The organism is Pseudomonas nitroreducens NBRC 12694 (genome assembly GCF_002091755.1).
GTDB classification, from domain to species: Bacteria; Pseudomonadota; Gammaproteobacteria; order Pseudomonadales; family Pseudomonadaceae; genus Pseudomonas; species Pseudomonas nitroreducens.
Genome location: NZ_BDAI01000021.1, coordinates 23535 through 41512, shown reverse-complemented (window position 1 = coordinate 41512; position 17978 = coordinate 23535). Strand labels below are relative to the sequence as shown.

General features: G+C 65.9%; 18 protein-coding genes. 16 read left to right on the top strand and 2 right to left on the bottom strand.

The annotated features are described in order from the left end of the window. Positions 1-88: 88 nt before the first annotated feature. A complete protein-coding gene (locus PNI01S_RS27400; RefSeq protein WP_038803408.1) occupies positions 89-1651 on the top strand; it encodes a sigma-54-dependent phenylalanine hydroxylase transcriptional regulator PhhR in 1563 nt (520 codons plus the stop codon). 86 nt (positions 1652-1737) lie between these two features. Here the strand turns inward: PNI01S_RS27400 and PNI01S_RS27395 are convergent, their stop codons facing one another. Then, positions 1738-1947: a DUF6316 family protein gene (locus PNI01S_RS27395; protein ID WP_037012382.1), complete on the bottom strand. Its 210-nt coding sequence runs from the start codon at positions 1945-1947 to the stop codon at positions 1738-1740. 294 nt (positions 1948-2241) lie between these two features. Between PNI01S_RS27395 and PNI01S_RS27390 the strand changes: the two genes are divergently transcribed. The 15 genes from PNI01S_RS27390 (at position 2242) to PNI01S_RS27320 (ending at position 17011) form a co-directional block, all read left to right on the top strand. Further along, on the top strand, positions 2242-2880 hold the full coding sequence (locus PNI01S_RS27390; RefSeq protein WP_024764389.1) for a peroxiredoxin: 639 nt from the start codon (positions 2242-2244) through the stop codon (positions 2878-2880). Between the two features lie 182 nt (positions 2881-3062). Continuing rightward, positions 3063-4079, top strand: a complete 1017-nt coding sequence (locus PNI01S_RS27385; protein WP_037012385.1) for an aliphatic sulfonate ABC transporter substrate-binding protein — start codon at positions 3063-3065, stop codon at positions 4077-4079. A gap of 3 nt (positions 4080-4082) precedes the next feature. After that, the gene (locus PNI01S_RS27380; protein WP_084359800.1) at positions 4083-4904 is read left to right on the top strand and encodes an ABC transporter permease; all 822 of its coding nucleotides are present in this window, start codon (positions 4083-4085) and stop codon (positions 4902-4904) included. Then, positions 4904-5656 (top strand): ABC transporter ATP-binding protein, encoded by a 753-nt coding sequence (locus PNI01S_RS27375; protein WP_037012390.1) that lies wholly within the window; start codon positions 4904-4906, stop codon positions 5654-5656. Before PNI01S_RS27380 ends, PNI01S_RS27375 begins: the two co-directional genes overlap by 1 nt. Before the next feature lie 223 nt (positions 5657-5879). Continuing rightward, the gene (ssuE, locus tag PNI01S_RS27370; RefSeq protein ID WP_024764385.1) at positions 5880-6473 is read left to right on the top strand and encodes an NADPH-dependent FMN reductase; all 594 of its coding nucleotides are present in this window, start codon (positions 5880-5882) and stop codon (positions 6471-6473) included. Between the two features lie 135 nt (positions 6474-6608). Then, positions 6609-7574, top strand: coding sequence for a sulfonate ABC transporter substrate-binding protein (locus PNI01S_RS27365; protein ID WP_084359799.1), 966 nt, complete (start codon positions 6609-6611; stop codon positions 7572-7574). 178 nt (positions 7575-7752) lie between these two features. Beyond that, on the top strand, positions 7753-8901 hold the full coding sequence (gene ssuD / locus PNI01S_RS27360) for an FMNH2-dependent alkanesulfonate monooxygenase (protein WP_024764384.1): 1149 nt from the start codon (positions 7753-7755) through the stop codon (positions 8899-8901). A gap of 62 nt (positions 8902-8963) precedes the next feature. Next, complete coding sequence (gene ssuC / locus PNI01S_RS27355; RefSeq protein WP_024764383.1) at positions 8964-9752, top strand: aliphatic sulfonate ABC transporter permease SsuC; 789 nt, start codon at positions 8964-8966, stop codon at positions 9750-9752. Next, a complete protein-coding gene (gene ssuB, locus PNI01S_RS27350; protein ID WP_065086434.1) occupies positions 9749-10561 on the top strand; it encodes an aliphatic sulfonates ABC transporter ATP-binding protein in 813 nt (270 codons plus the stop codon). Before ssuC ends, ssuB begins: the two co-directional genes overlap by 4 nt. Positions 10562-10605: 44 nt before the next feature. After that, positions 10606-10821 carry a TOBE domain-containing protein gene (locus PNI01S_RS27345; protein WP_017517652.1) on the top strand — a complete coding sequence of 72 codons (216 nt, stop codon included), beginning with the start codon at positions 10606-10608 and terminating at the stop codon, positions 10819-10821. A 261-nt stretch (positions 10822-11082) separates the two neighbouring features. Beyond that, a complete protein-coding gene (locus PNI01S_RS27340; RefSeq protein WP_024764381.1) occupies positions 11083-11502 on the top strand; it encodes an MAPEG family protein in 420 nt (139 codons plus the stop codon). A 93-nt stretch (positions 11503-11595) separates the two neighbouring features. Next, complete coding sequence (locus tag PNI01S_RS27335) at positions 11596-12555, top strand: DMT family transporter (RefSeq protein WP_084359808.1); 960 nt, start codon at positions 11596-11598, stop codon at positions 12553-12555. Between the two features lie 186 nt (positions 12556-12741). Further along, positions 12742-13263 (top strand): sigma-70 family RNA polymerase sigma factor, encoded by a 522-nt coding sequence (locus PNI01S_RS27330; protein WP_024764379.1) that lies wholly within the window; start codon positions 12742-12744, stop codon positions 13261-13263. Beyond that, positions 13260-14210, top strand: coding sequence for a FecR family protein (locus PNI01S_RS27325; protein ID WP_084359798.1), 951 nt, complete (start codon positions 13260-13262; stop codon positions 14208-14210). Before PNI01S_RS27330 ends, PNI01S_RS27325 begins: the two co-directional genes overlap by 4 nt. Positions 14211-14452: 242 nt before the next feature. Further along, positions 14453-17011, top strand: a complete 2559-nt coding sequence (locus PNI01S_RS27320) for a TonB-dependent receptor (RefSeq protein WP_084359797.1) — start codon at positions 14453-14455, stop codon at positions 17009-17011. Between the two features lie 259 nt (positions 17012-17270). On the opposite strand, the gene aqpZ is transcribed toward PNI01S_RS27320, so the two are convergent. Further along, on the bottom strand, positions 17271-17951 hold the full coding sequence (gene aqpZ / locus PNI01S_RS27315; protein WP_024764377.1) for an aquaporin Z: 681 nt from the start codon (positions 17949-17951) through the stop codon (positions 17271-17273). Positions 17952-17978 lie beyond the last annotated feature (27 nt).

The following is a 17978-nucleotide window of genomic DNA, read 5'->3' as shown; positions in this document are numbered from 1 at the left end:
GGTGTCACATATTCTTGACGGTAATTTCCGGCTGCCTTGCGAAAATCCGCGCCGGAGCGCCCACCACAACGACAACCACGGGCCCGCCATGCGCATCAAAGTGCACTGCCAGAACCGCGTCGGCATCCTGCGCGACATCCTCAACCTGCTGGTCGACTACGGCATCAACGTCAACCGCGGCGAAGTCGGCGGCGAGCAGGGCAACGCCATCTACCTGCTCTGCCCGAACCTGATCAACCTGCAGTTCCAGTCGCTCAAGCCCAAGCTCGAAGCGGTGCCCGGCGTGTTCGGCGTCAAGCGTGTCGGCCTGATGCCCAGCGAACGGCGCCACCTGGAGTTGAACGCATTGCTGGCGGCGCTGGAGTTCCCGGTGCTGTCCATCGACATGGCCGGGCAGATCGTCGCGGCCAATCGGGCCGCCGCGCAGCTGCTGGGCTCGCGGGTCGACGAAGTGCCGGGGATTCCGCTGTCGCGCTACGTCGAGGACCTCGACCTGCCGGAGTTGGTGCGAGCCAACAAGGCACGCATCAACGGCCTGCGCGTGAAGGTGAAGGGCGATGTGTTCCTCGCGGACATCGCGCCGCTGCAATCCGAACACGACGAGAGCGAGGCGCTGGCTGGCGCCGTGCTGACGTTGCACCGCGCCGACCGCGTCGGCGAGCGCATCTACAACGTGCGGCGCCTGGAGTTGCGCGGCTTCGACAGCATCTTCCAGAGCTCGCGGGTGATGGCCGCCGTGGTGCGCGAGGCGCGCCGCATGGCGCCGCTGGATGCGCCGCTGCTGATCGAGGGCGAGACCGGCACCGGCAAGGAACTGCTGGCCCGCGCCTGTCACCTGGCCAGCCCGCGCGGGCAGTCGCCGTTCATGGCGCTGAACTGCGCCGGCCTGCCCGAATCCATGGCCGAGACCGAGCTGTTCGGCTACGGCCCGGGCGCCTTCGAGGGCGCGCGCCCGGAAGGCAAGCTCGGCCTGCTGGAACTCACCGCGGGCGGCACGCTGTTCCTCGATGGTGTCGGCGAGATGAGCCCGCGCCTGCAGGCCAAGCTGCTGCGCTTCCTGCAGGATGGCTGCTTCCGCCGCGTCGGCAGTGACGAGGAGGTGTACCTGGACGTGCGGGTGATCTGCGCGACCCAGGTGGATCTGTCCGAGCTGTGCACCAAGGGTGAGTTCCGCCAGGACCTCTACCACCGCCTCAACGTGCTGTCGCTGCACATTCCGCCGCTGCGCGAATGCCTGGACGGCCTGGAACCGCTGGTGCAGCACTTCCTCGACCAGGCCAGCCGGCAGATCGGTTGCGCTCTGCCCAAGCTCTCGCCCCAGGCGCTGGACCGCCTCGGCCGCTACCACTGGCCGGGCAACGTGCGGCAGCTGGAAAACGCGCTGTTCCAGGCGGTCTCGCTGTGCGAAGGCGGCACCATTCGCCCCGAACACATCCGCCTGCCGGACTACGGCGCGCCGCATCCGTTGGGCGACTTCTCCCTGGAGGGCGGGTTGGACGCCATCGTCGGTCGGTTCGAGAGAGCGGTGCTGGAGCGGCTCTACCGCGAGCACCCGAGCAGCCGGCAACTGGGCAAGCGCCTGGGGGTGTCGCACACCACCATCGCCAACAAGCTGCGCCTGCATGGGTTGGGGCAAAGCGAGGAGTCCTGAGCGACTCCCAGGAATTGAACGCAGCGGGAAAAACAAAACCCCGGCACCGGGCCGGGGTCGCGCACTCGCGTTCGGTCAGCTCGCCGTCACTGCGCCACGCGCGCCATCAACCCTGCCGCCTGGCGCATGCGGGTGATGTATTGCGCCACCTCGCGTTCGGCATCGAAGCGGGTGAAGTAGGGCCCTTCGAGAGTCCCTTCGCGGGTGGAGAAGAAGTACTGGCCATTGACCGCGCTGATCCGATCGCTGCGGTAATGGGTGGCCGCCTGATTGTCGCCGACACGTTGTCCCAACATACGCTGACCTCCCGTACAAAAGGATTAATTGATTCGAGTGTATGCCGCAAAGCCCCGCCGTACAGGGGCTGCAGGGGGATGGCGACGAACGGTTGGGTTTTGTCTCAGCGGTGAAACACTTGGCGGGCAGAGCTTCCCGCAGCCTTGGCTATGCTCAGTGTCCAGCGCGCCCGGGGCGCCAGGGCAGGGTCGATACGAGTGCTTGATTTTGGTTATAAGAAAATCAAAATATATTCTTTTTAATGCGTAAAGACCTTGTGCATAGTGGCTACCAACACGAACAAGGAGAGACCCATGAGCTTGCGACTCGGCGACATCGCCCCCGACTTCGAACAGGAATCCAGCGAAGGCCGCATCCGTTTCCATGAATGGCTGGGCAACAGCTGGGGCATTCTGTTCTCCCACCCGGCCGACTTCACCCCGGTGTGCACCACCGAGCTGGGCCTGACCGCCAAGCTCAAGGACCAGTTCGCCGCCAAGGGCGTCAAGGTGATTGCCCTGTCCGTCGACCCGGTGGACTCCCACGTGAAGTGGATCGACGACATCAACGAGACCCAGAACACCGTGGTCAACTTCCCGATCATCGCCGACGCCGACCGCAAGGTCTCCGAGCTGTACGACCTGATCCACCCGAACGCCAACGACACCCTCACCGTGCGTTCGCTGTTCGTCATCGACCCGAACAAGAAGGTGCGCCTGACCATCACCTACCCGGCGAGCACCGGGCGCAACTTCAACGAAATCCTGCGCGTCATCGACTCGCTGCAGCTCACCGACAACCACAAGGTCGCCACGCCCGGTAACTGGCAGGACGGCGACGACGTGGTGATCGTGCCCTCGCTCAAGGACGAGGAAGAGATCAAGCAGCGCTTCCCCAAGGGCTACCGCGCCATCAAGCCGTACCTGCGCCTCACCCCTCAACCGAACAAATGATTCTCCGATCCCCATCCGGGGAATCACTCACGCCTCGAGCGGGAAATCGGGCCGGTCCGCCGGCCCCTTTTTTATCTTTCACGCGCGGACCACGCCGCGCTTTTTTATTCGCTCCATCACCAAGGATCTGACTTGCCCGCCAGACGGGAAGAAGACACCAGCCCACGCCAAGGAGAACGACCATGGGTCATTCCACCTGGCGCCGCAGCCTGGCCGTCGCTCTTCTCGCGAGCCTGCCGATCGGCGCCTACAACAGCCCCGCCCAAGCCGCCGACGCACCGAAGGAGGTGCGCCTGGACTACGCCTACTACGCGCCCACCAGCCTGGTGCTCAAGCACTTCGGCTGGCTGGAGAAGTCCCTCAAGCCGCAGGGCACCGAAGTGCGCTGGGTGTTCAGCCAGGGCAGCAACCGTTCCCTGGAATACCTCAACGCCGGCAGTACCGACTTCGCCTCCACCGCGGGGCTGGCCGCCGTACTCAGCCGCGCCAACGGCGCGCCGCTGAAGACCGTCTACATCGCCAGCCGGCCGGAGTGGACCGCGCTGGTGGTGCCCAAGGATTCGCCGCTCAAGTCCGTCGCTGACCTCAAGGGCAAGAAGATCGCCGCCACCAAGGGCACCGATCCCTATCTGTTCCTCCTGCGCAGCCTGCAAAAGGCCGGGTTGGACAAGAACGACGTGGAAATCGTCCACCTGCAGCACCCGGACGGCCGCGCCGCGCTGGAGCAGGGCAGGGTGGATGCCTGGGCGGGGCTGGACCCGCACATGGCCGCCAGCGAACTGCAGGCCGGCTCGCGGTTGCTGTACCGCAACGTCGACTTCAACAGCTACGGCGTGCTCAGCGTCACCGAGAAATTCGAGCAGGAGCAGCCGGAGCTGATCAAGCAGGTCATCGCCGCCTACGAAGAGGCGCGCCAGTGGGCCATCGCCCATCCGGAGGAGACCGCGAAGCTGCTCGCCGAGGAGGCCAAGCTGCCGCTGGAAGTGGCCAAGCTGCAGCTCTCGCGCACTGATTTCAGCAAGCCGCTGCCGGGCGCCGAACAAGTTGCCGCGCTCAAAGCCGCCGCGCCGATCCTGATCGATGAGCAACTGGTTCGCCCGGGCACTGATGTCACCGCCGTGGTGGATCAGCTGATTGCCCCGCAACTGGCCGGCGAGGTGATTGGCAAGGCTGGCGCTGTCGCCAAGGCGGAGCAGTAATCCATGCCAACCCAGAGCCTGCGCCTCGCTCGCCAGCGCCGCCTGCCAAGGCTGCGCTGGCCGCGACTGAGCTGGCGCGCCTGGCTGCTGCCGCTGCTGCTGTGCGCAGTGCTGGAGCTGGTGGTACGCGTCGGCTGGCTGCCCGAGCACCAGATGCCCGCGCCCAGCAGTGTCGCGCTGACGCTCTGGCAACTGGCCCAGGGCGAGCTGTGGAGGCACGTGGCGGCCAGCCTCGCACGGGTGGCTGCCGGCTTCTCCATCGGCGCGGCGTTGGCCATCCTGATCGGCACCTGGGTCGGCCTCAGCCAGCGTGCCGAGGCTTATCTCGGACCGACTTTCCAGGCGCTGCGGGCCATTCCCAGCCTCGCCTGGGTGCCGCTCCTGCTGCTCTGGCTGGGCATCGACGAGACGCCGAAAATCGTGCTGATCGCCCTCGGCGCTTTCTTCCCCGTGTATCTCTCGCTGGTAGCCGGCGTGCGTAACGTCGACCGCAAGTGGGTCGAGCTGGGCCGCTTGTATCACCTCTCGCCCTTTGCCCTGGTGCGGCGGATTCTGCTGCCGGCGGCGCTGCCGAGCCTGTTCACCGGCCTGCGCGGCGCCCTGAGTCTGAGCTGGATGTTCCTCGTTGCTGCCGAGCTGATCGCCGCCACCCGTGGCCTCGGCTATCTGCTCAGCGACGGCCGGGAAACCTCGCGGCCGGACATCGTCATCGCCGCCATCCTGGTGCTGGCAGTGCTCGGCAAGCTCAGCGACAGCCTGCTCAAGGCGCTGGAGCAGCGTGCGCTGGCCTGGCGCGATACCTTCCTGGGCAATGGAGAGAGCTGATGAGCGCCTTGCTGGAACTGCGTGATATCCGCAAGAGCTTCTCCGGCGTGCGGGTGCTGGACGACGTCAGCCTGAGCCTGGCGCCGGGCGAAGTGGTCAGCCTGCTCGGCCCCAGTGGCTGTGGCAAAAGTACCCTGCTGCGCATCGCCGCCGGGCTGGACGACGAGTTCGCCGGCTCGCTGGAGCGCAACCCGCTGCTGGGTTTCGGCCCGGACGGCGACACCGGTCGTGGCGGTGGTGGCGTCGGCGTGGTGTTCCAGGAACCGCGCCTGCTGCCCTGGCTCACCGTGGCGCAGAACATCGGTTTCGCCGACGGCTGGCTGGCCGATGACCACCGTATCGCGCACCTGCTGCGCGACGTGGGCCTGGAAGGCAAGGGTGACCTGCTGCCCAAACAACTTTCCGGCGGCATGGCCCAGCGCGCGGCCATCGCCCGTGGTCTCTACGGTCGTCCGCAGGTGTTGCTGCTGGACGAACCCTTCAGCGCGGTGGACGCCTTCACCCGCATCCGCCTGCAGGACCTGATCCAGCAACTGGCGCTGGAGTACGACATCAGCATCCTGCTGGTCACCCACGACCTCGACGAAGCCTTCTACCTCAGCGACCGCGTCCTGCTGCTGGGCGGCACGCCCAGCCGCCTGCGCCGCGAATTCCCCGTGCCGCTGCCGCGCCCTCGGGATCGTCGCGCCGTCGAGTTGGCCTTCCTGCGCGGCGAAGCGCTGACCGAGCTGCACCAGTCCCACGTCATCTGACTCATCACTGTTCTGTGGGAGCGAGCTTGCTCGCGAACCGCTTGATGCCGGAGCTGCCCGGAAAGCGTCCGCGAGCAAGCTCGCTCCTACATTAAAAACAAAATCGAATAACCAAATGAAAAAATAACATTTATTGGAATATGAGGTTGCCTGTTAAGGTCTATGCACATTGGTTAGCAGGGCGGCATTTGTATCGTCCTGATCGTTATAAGGAAGCGTGCAGATGTATGTAGTCACCCTAGCCGGCAGCCCCAGCCAGCGTTCCCGCTCCGGCGTCCTCCTGGACGTCGCACGGAACTGGCTGCACGCCCACGGCGCCGAGGTGCGCTCCTACTCCGTGCACGATTTTCCGGCGGAAGACCTGCTGCATGCACGCTTCGACAGCCCGCGGGTGGTCGAGCTGATCGAACAGGTCCTGCGCGCCGACGGCCTGGTGATCTCCACCCCGGTGTACAAGGCATCCATCGCCGGTGCGCTGAAGGTCATTCTCGACCTGCTGCCGGAGCGGGCGCTGGCGCACAAGGTGGTGCTGCCCCTGGCTACTGGCGGCAGCAACGCGCACATGCTGGCGGTGGACTACGCGCTCAAGCCAGTCCTCGCTGCGTTGAAGGCACAGGAAACCCTGCATGGGGTGTTCGCCGAAGAGAGCCAGGTGCAATACCTCGAGGGCAATTCCCCGGCGCGCCTGGAACCGACCCTCGAACACCGACTGCTGGAGTCCCTGGAACAGTTCCATGGCGCCCTCGCGCGCCGGCCGAAACCCATCGACCCGAACCTGCTCAACGAACGGCTGATCAACGCCCGCTGGAGCATCTGACAGACAACCCCACGCAGGAGAGCGCCAAGCCCCAACCCGGCAGGCGGCAACTGCGTCACCAACAAGAAAAGGCCCTCACCGTCCCGTCAACGGGACCGCAGGTCCGGCAATCACACTCGACGAAGGATCACTCCCATGCGGACCCTTACTTTGCGTAGTGGACTGGCGGCCCTGCTGATCGCGGCCCTGTCCTACAACGTCCAGGCGGACGAACAGCCCGGCACCCTGCGTATCGGCTATCAGAAATACGGCACCCTGGTGCTGCTCAAGGCCCGTGGCACGCTGGAGAAGCGCCTGGCCGAGCAGGGCGTCAAGGTGCAATGGACCGAATTCCCCGGCGGCCCGCAGCTGCTCGAAGGCCTGAACGTCGGCAGCATCGACTTCGGCGTCACCGGCGAAACCCCGCCGGTATTCGCCCAGGCCGCTGGCGCCGATCTGGTCTACGTGGCCCACGAACCGCCGGCGCCGACCAGCGAAGCGATCCTGCTGCCCAAGGATTCGCCGATCAAATCCGTCGCCGAGCTCAAGGGCAAGAAAGTCGCCCTGAACAAAGGCTCCAACGTGCACTACCTGCTGGTGCGCGCCCTGGAGAAAGCCGGCCTGAAATACACCGATATCCAGCCCGTCTACCTGCCGCCGGCCGACGCCCGCGCCGCCTTCGAGCGTGGCAGCGTCGATGCCTGGGTGATCTGGGACCCGTACCAGGCCGCCGCCGAGAAGCAGCTCTCCGCCCGCACCCTGGTAGACGGCACCGGCCTTGTGGATAACCACCAGTTCTACCTGGCCACCCGTCCCTATGCGAACAACCACCCGCAGGTGATCACCACCCTGATCGACGAAGTGCGTTCGGTGGGCGAGTGGTCGCAGCAGAACCCGCAGCAGGTGACCGACCAGGTCGCGCCGCTGCTCGGCCTGCCGGCGGACATCACCTTCACCGCGGTGAAACGCCAGGGCTACGGCGCCCAGCCGATCACCCCGGACGTTACTGCCGCGCAGCAGAAGATCGCCGACACCTTCACCGACCTGAAGCTGATCCCCAAGAAGCTGAGCATCAAGGACGTGGTGTGGACGGCGCCTGCCAAGGTCGCTACCGCCCAATGATTCCCTTGTAGGAGCGAGGGGGACGCCTAGTCCTTGCTCGCGAACCCGCCCAGCTCCGGAGCTGCCGGGAGTCTGTTCGCGAGCAAGCTCGCTCCTGCGAAGAACAGTAGCAACACGTACACCCATCCCATCATCGCGCGGCTACGCCACGCCGGCGCGCTTATCTGGAGTTACAGCGATGAGTCTCAACATCTTCTGGTTCCTGCCGACCCACGGCGACGGCCACTACCTGGGCACCGCCGAAGGCGCCCGTGCCGTGGACCACGGTTATCTGCAACAGGTCGCCCAGGCCGCCGACCGCCTCGGTTTCGGCGGCGTGCTGATCCCTACCGGCCGCTCCTGCGAGGACTCCTGGCTGGTTGCCGCCTCGCTGATCCCGGTGACCCAGCGCCTGAAGTTCCTGGTCGCCCTGCGTCCGGGCATCATTTCCCCGACCGTGGCCGCCCGCCAGGCCGCAACCCTCGACCGGCTCTCCGGTGGGCGCGCGCTGTTCAACCTGGTGACCGGCGGTGACCCGGACGAACTGGCCGGCGACGGCCTGCACCTGAGCCACGCCGAGCGCTACGAAGCCTCGGTCGAATTCACCCGCATCTGGCGCCGCGTACTGGAGGGCGAGACCGTCGACTACGACGGCAAGCACCTGCAAGTGAAGGGCGCCAAGCTGCTCTACCCGCCGATCCAGCAACCGCGTCCGCCGTTGTACTTCGGCGGTTCCTCCGACGCCGCGCAGGACCTCGCTGCCGAGCAGGTCGAGCTGTACCTGACCTGGGGCGAGCCGCCGGCCGCCGTCGCCGAGAAGATCGCCCAGGTCCGCGAGAAGGCCGCCCGGCAAGGCCGCAGCGTGCGCTTCGGCATCCGCCTGCATGTGATCGTCCGCGAGACCAACGACGAAGCCTGGCAGGCCGCCGACCGCCTGATCTCCCACCTGGACCAGGACACCATCGACCGTGCCCAGGCGTCCCTGGCGCGCTTCGATTCCGTCGGCCAGCAACGCATGGCCGCCCTGCATGGCGGCAACAAGGACAAGCTGGAGGTCAGCCCCAACCTCTGGGCCGGCGTCGGCCTGGTTCGCGGCGGTGCCGGCACCGCGCTGGTCGGCGATGGCCCGACCGTGGCGGCGCGCGTCAAGGAATACGCGGACCTGGGGATCGACACCTTCATCTTCTCCGGTTACCCGCACCTGGAAGAGTCGTACCGGGTCGCCGAATTGCTCTTCCCGCACCTGGACCTCGCTCGCCCGCAGCAACCGCAGGAGCGCGGCTACGTCAGCCCGTTCGGCGAGATGGTCGCCAACGACATTCTGCCCAAGGCGGCATCGGCGAGCTGATAAGGCGGTCGGGCGGCAAACGCGCCGCGTGATCCGCCCGACGAAGAATCCGGAGAGACGAAATGAGCAATTCCAATCAACTCGCCCAGCGCCTCGCGCCCTGGGCCCTGCCGGTGGGCCTGGTGGTGATCTGGCAACTGGCGGTGGAATTCGGCTGGCTGTCCAGCCGTATCCTGCCGGCGCCCAGCGCGGTGGCCGAGGCCGGCTACCACCTGGTGGTCAGCGGCGAACTGTGGCAACACCTGGCGATCAGCACCTGGCGTGCCGCCGTCGGCTTCCTCATCGGCGGCAGCATCGGCCTGGTGCTGGGGCTGATCACCGGCCTGTCGAAGTGGGGCGAGCGCTTCCTCGACAGCTCCGTGCAGATGATCCGCAACGTGCCGCACCTGGCGCTGATCCCGCTGGTGATCCTGTGGTTCGGCATCGACGAGTCGGCGAAGATCTTCCTGGTCGCCCTCGGCACGCTGTTCCCGATCTACCTCAACACCTACCACGGCATCCGCAACATCGACCCGGGCCTGCTGGAAATGTCGCGCAGCTACGGGCTGTCCGGCTTCGCCCTGTTCCGCCAGGTGATCCTGCCCGGCGCGCTGCCCTCGATCCTGGTCGGCGTGCGCTTCGCCCTGGGCTTCATGTGGCTGACCCTGATCGTCGCTGAGACCATTTCCGCCAACTCCGGCATCGGCTACCTGGCGATGAACGCCCGCGAATTCCTGCAGACCGACGTCGTAGTCCTGGCCATCCTGCTCTACGCCGTGCTCGGCAAGCTGGCCGATCTCGCCGCCCGCGGCCTTGAGCGCGTCTGGCTGCGCTGGCACCCGGCCTATCAGGTCAAGGGAGGTGCGGCATGAATGCGGTGAACAACCTGCCTCAGAAACTCAAGAAAGGCATCCCGCTGGCGCTGGAAAACGTCCGTAAACGCTTCGGCGAGCGTGAAGTGCTCAAGGGTATCGATCTGCGGATTCCCGCCGGCCAGTTCGTCGCCATCGTCGGCCGCAGCGGTTGCGGCAAGAGCACCCTGCTGCGACTGCTGGCCGGGCTCGACGAGGCCAGCGACGGGCAACTGCTGGCCGGCTCCGCGCCGCTGGACAGTGCCCGCGAAGAAACCCGTCTGATGTTCCAGGACTCGCGGCTGCTGCCCTGGAAGCGGGTGATCGACAACGTCGGCCTCGGCCTCAAAGGCGACTGGCGCAAGAAGGCGCTGGACGCGCTGGAAGCCGTGGGCCTCGCCGACCGCGCCAACGAGTGGCCGGCCAGCCTGTCCGGTGGCCAGAAGCAGCGCGTGGCCCTGGCCCGCGCCCTGATCCACCAGCCGCGCCTGCTGCTGCTCGACGAGCCGCTGGGCGCGCTGGATGCCCTGACCCGTATCGAGATGCAGCAACTGATCGAGCGCCTCTGGCAGCAGCATGGCTTCACCGTGCTGCTGGTCACCCATGATGTCGCCGAGGCCGTGGCCATCGCCGACCGGGTGATCCTCATCGAGGATGGCGAGATCGGCCTGGACCTCAATGTCGAGCTGCACCGCCCGCGCGCCCGTGGTTCGGCACGCCTGGCCGCGCTGGAAGCCGAAGTGCTCGAACGCGTGCTGTCGCTGCCGGCGCAGCCGCCCGAGCCGGAACCTGTTTCCCCACTGCCCACGCAGCTGCGCTGGGCGCTCTGATCCAACGTTCATCCGAAGACCCCATTCTCCCAAGGAGCTACGCCATGACCATCAAAGCCATCAACGTCCGCAACCAGTTCAAGGGCACCATCAAGGAAATCGTCGAAGGCGATGTACTGTCGGAAATCGACGTGCAGACTGCCGCTGGCATCGTCACCTCGGTGATCACCACCCGTTCCGTGAAAGAGCTGGAACTGGCCATCGGCAGCGAAGTGATCGCCTTCGTGAAATCCACCGAGGTGTCCATCGCCAAGCTCTGAATGCGGCGCTGGAATACAACGGGCAGTCCGGAAACGGGCTGCCCGTTTCCTTTTGCGCGACGGCTTCCGGGACGCGCCGGGCGATTTTGTAGGAGGGCTGGAGCGCAGCGACACCCATGCTGTCGGCGCGTGGCCCGATGTGTATCGCAAGCTCCACCCATCCTACGAATAGCCAGGCTTTGCGCCAGCGGCAAACGGCTAGAGCAATTGCTCTACTTCCCTTAGACTCCCGCTCAAACCAACAAGAGAAAGGAGTCCCGCATGTCCCTGAGTCCCTCTGCCTTCGCATTGCTCGGCCTGGTCGCCTGGACCGTGCTGCTGGTTCTGCTGCTGGTCAACCAGCGTGGCCTGCTGGTGATGAGCGGCCGCATGAAGGTCAACGTCTTCGCCGCCGACGGCAGCAACACCCCCGGCACTTTCGGCCAGCGCCTGGTGCGTGCCCACGCCAACTGCGTGGAGAACGTGCCGCTGTTCTGCGCGGTGCTGCTCTATGCGATGGTCACTCAGCAGACGGTAATCACCGACCCGCTGGCGCCAACCCTGCTGGTGGCGCGCATCGTCCAGTCGGTGGTGCACCTGCTCAGTACTTCCGCGCTGGCGGTGTGGGTGCGTTTCGCTGCCTTCTTCGTTCAGCTGATCATCCTGATCTGGTGGCTGCTGCGCCTCTCGACCCTGATCTGAGCGGCGACCGGAACAGTTGCGCAACGCAACTGTTCCTATGGGGCGATACCGCCATGACTTAGCATGGCGGACCGCACACGCGTCGAGGCTTCCATGCACGTTTCATCCGGCCGCTGGCAATTCGGCCTGTTCCTGGCCCTGGTCACCGCCGTTCTCTGGGGCATCCTGCCGATCAAGCTCAAGGAAGTGCTCAAGGTCATGGACCCGATCACCGTCACCTGGTTTCGCCTGGTGGTGTCCGGTGGTCTGCTGCTGATCTACCTGGCCTTCACCCGCCAGCTGCCGCGCTTCTCGCCACTTGGCGCGCGCGGCAAGGGATTGGTGCTGCTGGCCATTCTCGGCCTGACCGGCAACTACGTGTGCTACCTGATCGGCCTGCGCATGCTCACGCCGGGCACCACGCAACTGGTGATCCAGATCGCGCCGATCCTGCTCCTGCTGGGCAGCCTGTTCGTCTTCAAGGAGAGCTTCAGCATCGGTCAGGCGCTGGGGCTTGCCGTACTCATCTTCGGTTTCGGGCTGTTCTTCAACCAGCGTCTGGCGGAACTGTTCAGCTCGCTGGGCGAGTACACTACCGGCGTGCTGATCGTGGTCTTTGCCGCCTTCATCTGGACCTTCTACGGCCTGGCGCAGAAGCAACTGCTGACCCAGTGGACCTCGGTGCAGGTAATGATGGTGATCTACCTGGGCTGCGGCGCGTTGCTCACGCTCTGGGCGCATCCGCTGGAAGCGCTGGACCTCTCGCCGCTCCAGGGCTGGCTGCTGCTGGCCTGCTGCCTGAACACCCTGGTGGCCTATGGCGCCTTCGCCGAGGCGCTGGCGCACTGGGAGGCCTCGCGGGTCAGCGCGACCCTGGCGATCACCCCGCTGGTGACCTTCGCGTCGGTGGCGCTGGCTGCCTCGCTGTGGCCGGAGTTCGTGCTGCCCGAAGACCTCAACGGGCTGGCCTATGTCGGCGCGCTGCTGGTGGTCAGCGGCTCCGCGCTGACCGCGCTGGCGCCTTCACTGTTGCGCAGTTACCGGGCGCGAAGGGCGCGCATCGCCAACCTCTGAATCCCCGAGGGCCGCCGCGAGGCGGCCTTCTGCTATCCGGCGCTCGCGTTCGGCTTCATTTTCGCAAATGATATGTATTATCATTTGTGCGGTTCGATGGTTGTCGAGGCCCAGCGCCTCGGTTCGGGGGCGACGTGGTAGCGGGCAACAGCGGGGCAGGGCGGCGACGCCGGGAGGCGTGGGTCGATGGATGAGCGTTTCTCCCGTTCGGTGTCCCAGGCCTATCGCTCCTTCCATGGCGAACTGCTGCGTTTCCTGCGCAAGCAGCTGGGCAGTTCGGCGGATGCCGCCGACCTCGCCCAGGATGCCTTCGCCCAGTGGCTCAAGTCCTCCTCGCGGCATGAAGTGGAACAGCCGCGCGCATTTCTCTTCCAGGTCGCGCGCAACCTGCTGCGCGACCACTGGCAGCGCTCCCGGCGCTTCTCCAATGAGCCGGAAGAGGCCCTCGACCATGACCAGCAACCGGCCGCCGAAGGAGGCGAACCCGTGGTGCAGTTCGAGCGACAACGTTATCTTCGCCAGCTTTCGAAGGCGCTCGACAGCCTCCCGCCACGGCGCCGCGAGGCCTTCATCCTGCACAAGTTCGATGGCCTTTCGCAGCCGGAGGTAGCCAGGCGCATGGGGATTTCATTGAGCATGGTGGAGAAGCACGTTGCCAGCGCGCTGCTGCATTGCAAGCGTCAGGTTCAGGGAGAGGGCGAAGCATGACGCCGCAGGAAGAACGCCAGCAGGTGATCGACGAACTCGCCGCCAAGTGGTTCAGCCGCCAGCGCGCAGGCGCCTGGGATGCCCGCGAGCGCCAGGCCTTCGCCGACTGGCTGGCGGAAGACCCTGCGCATGAATCCGCCTACCGTGAGATCGAGCAGTTGTGGAGCGATCTCGACCATATCCGCCGACCGGCCATCGTGCCTGGCCGTCGCCCGGCATGGCCTTGGCGCGGGCTCGCGGCTGCCAGTGTGTTCTGCGCGGCGTTGCTGCTGGCAAACGACTTCAGCGGCGGCCGCCTGGCCGATCCGCAACAGGTGCAGAGCACCGCTGCGGGCGAGCAGCGCGAGGTGACGTTGGCCGACGGCACGCGGGTTTTCCTCGCGGGGGATTCGTCGTTGCGCGTGAACTTCTCGGATGCGTTCCGCGATGTCCAATTGCTGCGCGGCGAGGCCTATTTCGAAGTCACCCACGATGTTGCCCGGCCCTTCCGGGTGACCTCCGGTGGCAGCCGTGTGCGCGTCCTTGGCACCGGTTTCGATGTGCACCGCACGGACGACGGCCTGACGGTGGCCGTGCGCCACGGCAAGGTGGCCTTGCAGGCGAAACTCGATGCGCGTGACGAGCAGACCCTGACCGCGGGTGATCGCGCCCAGCTTGCTGCCGGGGCAGGGGAGGCGCAGATCGACCGCGTACCTGTCGCCTCCATCGCTGCGTGGCGCGACGGCATGCTCGCCTTCCGCAATCAGCCCCTGGGGGCGCTGGTGGACGAGTTGTCGCAGTACCGCGCTGCGCCCATCCGCCTCGGCGATGAGCGCCTGGCGCAGAGGCCCATCTCCGGCAACGTGCGCCTGGCCCGCCCGGACGACTTCCTCGCGGCCCTGCCGGTACTGCTCGACGTGCGCGTGCAGCGCAAGGCCGATGGCAGCGCCGTGATCCTGCCGCGCTGATCGCCCCTCCCTTGTAGGAGCGAGCTTGCTCGCGAACGTATTTCCCGGAAGCACCGGACCTGGGCCGGTTCGCGAGCAGGCTCGCTCCTACGAAAATCCCGTACCCGTTTCCGCTCCCACGTACCCTGAATCATTTTTGAGAAATATTTTTATTTGCAGGTGTGGTTTTTTCTCGAATGAGGGTCTTCCCCGTCATTCGCTGCGAAACGCGCAGCGCTTTTCGTCCCTGGGGAGGGCCTTGCATGCAGTCTCGTTTCAACTTCCCGTTCGCACGCCCGCTGGGCTGTGCCGTGCTGCTCGGCAGCCTGATGATGGCCGAGTACAGCCGCGCTGCCGATTGGCAGATCGACCTGCCGGCGCAGGCACTGAGCGACTCCATCGGCAGCCTGTCGCAGCAGGCCGGCGTGCAGGTGCTTTATGACGCCTCCCAGCTGGAGGGGCTCAAGGCTCCCGCGGTAGCCGGCCGCTACAGCATGCGCGAAGCCCTGGAGCACCTGCTCAAGGGCTCGTCGCTGGAACTGGTGGAGGCGGGCGACGGCTTTGTCGTGCGGCGCTCCGGCAAGGTCGACAAGTTCAGCGACAACGCCATGGAACTGGATTCGCAGACCGTCGTCGGCAGCGGCCTGTCGGTGGACTCCAGCAATGTCGGCCGTTCGACCCTGACCCGCAAGGACATCGAGCGCATCCAGGCCGACAACATTCCCACCCTGCTGCAGACCCTGCCCGGCGTGACCATGGGCGGCTCGCCCAAGCCGGGCGGGCAGACCGTCAACATCTGGGGCCTGGGCGATGCCGAGGACGTGCCCTTCACCCTCGACGGCGCACCCAAGAGCGGCTTCGAGCGCTACCAGCAGGGCACCGTGTTCATCGAGCCGGAGCTGATCAAGCGCATCGAAGTGGAGAAGGGCCCGCACTCGGTCTACAACGGCAACGGCGGCTTCGGCGGCACCGTGCACATGGAAACCAAGGACGCGCCGGACCTGCTGCGCGACGATCAGAACGTCGGCGCCATGCTCAAGTATGGCTACCACTCCAACGACCAGCAGAAGATCTACAGCGGCGCCGTCTATGGTCGCACCGAGGACCGCAAGGTCGATGCGCTGGCCTACGTTACCGCTCGCGATGGCCGCGACATCAAGCTCGCCGGGCACATTCCCGACCCGAACAACAACTACCCGATCAACCCCAGCCGCTTGCCCAATAGCGCCCAGGACCTGGACGCCGGGCTGTTCAAGCTGAACCTGCACCCCAACCTCGACAACGACATCAGCCTGGCCTACAGCCGCTCCCACAGCACCCGCTGGACGCCGTTCTCCTCGGCCTCCTACCCGACGCCACCGACCCAGTCGAGCATTGATCGCTACGGCTATGAAGCGGCGCTCAAGCGCCTGCTGGCGCACCGCGACACCACCGACACGACCTGGTCCGGCAAGTACGAATACCACCCGATCGATAACCCGCTGATCGACCTGATGGTGCAGTACTCCGAGTCGCACATCGACCAGACCGACGAGCGTAATCCGGACGCCTTCTTCCAGGTCTCCACCGGTGGCCGCAAGATGGATACCGACTACAAGGACAAGGTGCTGGAGTTGCGCAACACCAGCCTGTTCGCCACCGGCCCGGTACAGCATGCGTTCACCGTGGGTACCGAGTTCCACCGGCACACCCGCACCACCGACATGTATATCCCCGGCTCCACCTACAACACCGCGCGCTACAACTATGGGCACTTCCAGCCGACCTTCATGCCCAGCGGCAAGCAGAACACCAACAGCGCCTACATCCAGGACGCGCTGACCCTGGGCAGCGTGACCATCACCCCGTCGTTGCGCTTCGACCATGTGCGCAACCAGGGCAAGGACAATGACGCGCCGATCTACAACAACGCCGCGCAAGGCCACGACTACAGCTCGCAGACCTACAGCGGCTGGTCGCCGCGCCTCTCGCTGTTCTGGACGGCCACCGAGCGCCTGGGCTTCTTCGCCGACTACAGCCGCACCTGGCGTGCGCCGGTGATCGACGAGATGTACGAGGTGCAGAACAGCAGCACGGTCAGCGCCACCAGCCGCGACCTCGACCCCGAGCGCATTCATGCGCTGCGCTTCGGCTCGCTGGTCAACCTGCCGGACCTGTTCATCAACGGCGACAACCTGCAGGTGCGCACCACGCTGTTCCAGAACAAGATCAAGGACGAGATTTTCCGCACCCGCAGCGTCGGCTGCGAGCAGCAGGCCATCGACAACGGCACCATCTCCGGCAGCTGCGGCGACTACCTGCCGCTCTCCAACTACCGCAACCTGCCGGGCGTGACCTACAAGGGCTTCGAGATCGAGAGTTTCTACGACAGCCCCTGGCTGTTCGGCGGGCTGTCGTACTCGTGGGTGACCGGCAAGCACGACGGCGCCTACAGCAATCCCTGGGGGCCGAACGTGTGGGCGCGTGACGTGCCGCCGGCCAAGTGGGTCGCCACCCTGGGCACCAAGATTCCGGCGTGGGACGCGCAGATCGGCTGGCAGGGCGAGTTCGTCCGCCAGACCGACCGCCTGCCCAGCGACAAGTACAAGGGCGGCATGGGCACCAGCGTCGGCGACATCTTCTGGGACCAGACGGTCAACGACAGCTATGACACCCAGCGCGTCTTCGCCAGCTGGAAGCCGCGCCGCCTGGGCTTCGAGAATACCGAGCTGAACTTCACCGTGGACAACCTGTTCAACCGCGACTACCACCCGGCGCTGGCCGGCGACAGCGTCTACAGCCAGGGCCGCAACGCCAAGTTCAGCCTTACCCAGTACTTCTGAGAGGCTCACTGTCGACTGTAGGAGCGAGCTTGCTCGCGAGCGGATTTCCCGGCAGCAGCGGAGCAGGGCGCGTTCGCGAGCAAGCTCGCTCCTACGATCCGGCGTGCTCCTAGGGCGCATAAAGCGGGACGCTTTATGCGCCGATGGTGCTCACGGCGGATAACGCCGTTGGCGTTATCCGCCCTACCAAAAGGCCTGCGCCAAGTACCAACGAAAACGGGCGCCCGAAGGCGCCCGTTTGCTATTGCGGGTATCAGGCTCAGGCAGCCGGACGCACCACGCGGTAGACCAGCGCACCGATCACGCCGCCCACCAGCGGGCCGACCCAGAACAGCCACAGCTGCTTCATGAACAGCGGGTCGGCGAAGATCGCCACGCCCAGGCTGCGCGCCGGGTTCACCGAAGTGTTGTCGATCGGGATACTGATCAGGTGGATCAGCGTCAGCGTCAGGCCGATGGCGATCGGCGCAAAGCCCGCCGGGGCCAGCTTGCTGTCGGTGGCGCCCATGATCACGAACAGGAAGAACGCGGTCAGCAGTACTTCGGCCGTCAGCGCGGAGAGCATGCTGTAGTGGTCTGGCGAGCCTTCGCCGAAGCCGTTGGCGGCAAAGCCCGCCAGCGCGTCGAAGCCCGGTTTGCCGCTGGCGATGAAGTACAGCGCCGCACCAGCGAGGATGCCGCCAACCACTTGGGCGACGATGTACGGGACCAACTCAGCGGTGCGGAAGCGGCCGCCGGCCCACAGGCCGAGGCTGACCGCGGGGTTGAGGTGGCAACCGGAGATCGGGCCGATGGCGTAGGCCATGGTCACGACCGTCAGGCCGAAAGCCAGGGCGACACCCAGGACGCCAATGGCGTGGGCGGCGAAGATGGCGCTGCCGCAACCACCGAACACCAGCCAGAAGGTGCCGATCATCTCGGCGGAAAGTTTGCGAAGCATGCTGCCTCCAGAGGCGGGGAGAGGTAC

Coding starts and splice junctions, on each gene's coding strand:
- PNI01S_RS27400 (WP_038803408.1), top strand. CDS start 89: ATGCGCATCAAAGTGCACTGCCAGAACCGCGTCGGCATCCTGCGCGAC.
- PNI01S_RS27395 (WP_037012382.1), bottom strand. CDS start 1,947: ATGTTGGGACAACGTGTCGGCGACAATCAGGCGGCCACCCATTACCGC.
- PNI01S_RS27390 (WP_024764389.1), top strand. CDS start 2,242: ATGAGCTTGCGACTCGGCGACATCGCCCCCGACTTCGAACAGGAATCC.
- PNI01S_RS27385 (WP_037012385.1), top strand. CDS start 3,063: ATGGGTCATTCCACCTGGCGCCGCAGCCTGGCCGTCGCTCTTCTCGCG.
- PNI01S_RS27380 (WP_084359800.1), top strand. CDS start 4,083: ATGCCAACCCAGAGCCTGCGCCTCGCTCGCCAGCGCCGCCTGCCAAGG.
- PNI01S_RS27375 (WP_037012390.1), top strand. CDS start 4,904: ATGAGCGCCTTGCTGGAACTGCGTGATATCCGCAAGAGCTTCTCCGGC.
- ssuE (WP_024764385.1), top strand. CDS start 5,880: ATGTATGTAGTCACCCTAGCCGGCAGCCCCAGCCAGCGTTCCCGCTCC.
- PNI01S_RS27365 (WP_084359799.1), top strand. CDS start 6,609: ATGCGGACCCTTACTTTGCGTAGTGGACTGGCGGCCCTGCTGATCGCG.
- ssuD (WP_024764384.1), top strand. CDS start 7,753: ATGAGTCTCAACATCTTCTGGTTCCTGCCGACCCACGGCGACGGCCAC.
- ssuC (WP_024764383.1), top strand. CDS start 8,964: ATGAGCAATTCCAATCAACTCGCCCAGCGCCTCGCGCCCTGGGCCCTG.
- ssuB (WP_065086434.1), top strand. CDS start 9,749: ATGAATGCGGTGAACAACCTGCCTCAGAAACTCAAGAAAGGCATCCCG.
- PNI01S_RS27345 (WP_017517652.1), top strand. CDS start 10,606: ATGACCATCAAAGCCATCAACGTCCGCAACCAGTTCAAGGGCACCATC.
- PNI01S_RS27340 (WP_024764381.1), top strand. CDS start 11,083: ATGTCCCTGAGTCCCTCTGCCTTCGCATTGCTCGGCCTGGTCGCCTGG.
- PNI01S_RS27335 (WP_084359808.1), top strand. CDS start 11,596: ATGCACGTTTCATCCGGCCGCTGGCAATTCGGCCTGTTCCTGGCCCTG.
- PNI01S_RS27330 (WP_024764379.1), top strand. CDS start 12,742: ATGGATGAGCGTTTCTCCCGTTCGGTGTCCCAGGCCTATCGCTCCTTC.
- PNI01S_RS27325 (WP_084359798.1), top strand. CDS start 13,260: ATGACGCCGCAGGAAGAACGCCAGCAGGTGATCGACGAACTCGCCGCC.
- PNI01S_RS27320 (WP_084359797.1), top strand. CDS start 14,453: ATGCAGTCTCGTTTCAACTTCCCGTTCGCACGCCCGCTGGGCTGTGCC.
- aqpZ (WP_024764377.1), bottom strand. CDS start 17,951: ATGCTTCGCAAACTTTCCGCCGAGATGATCGGCACCTTCTGGCTGGTG.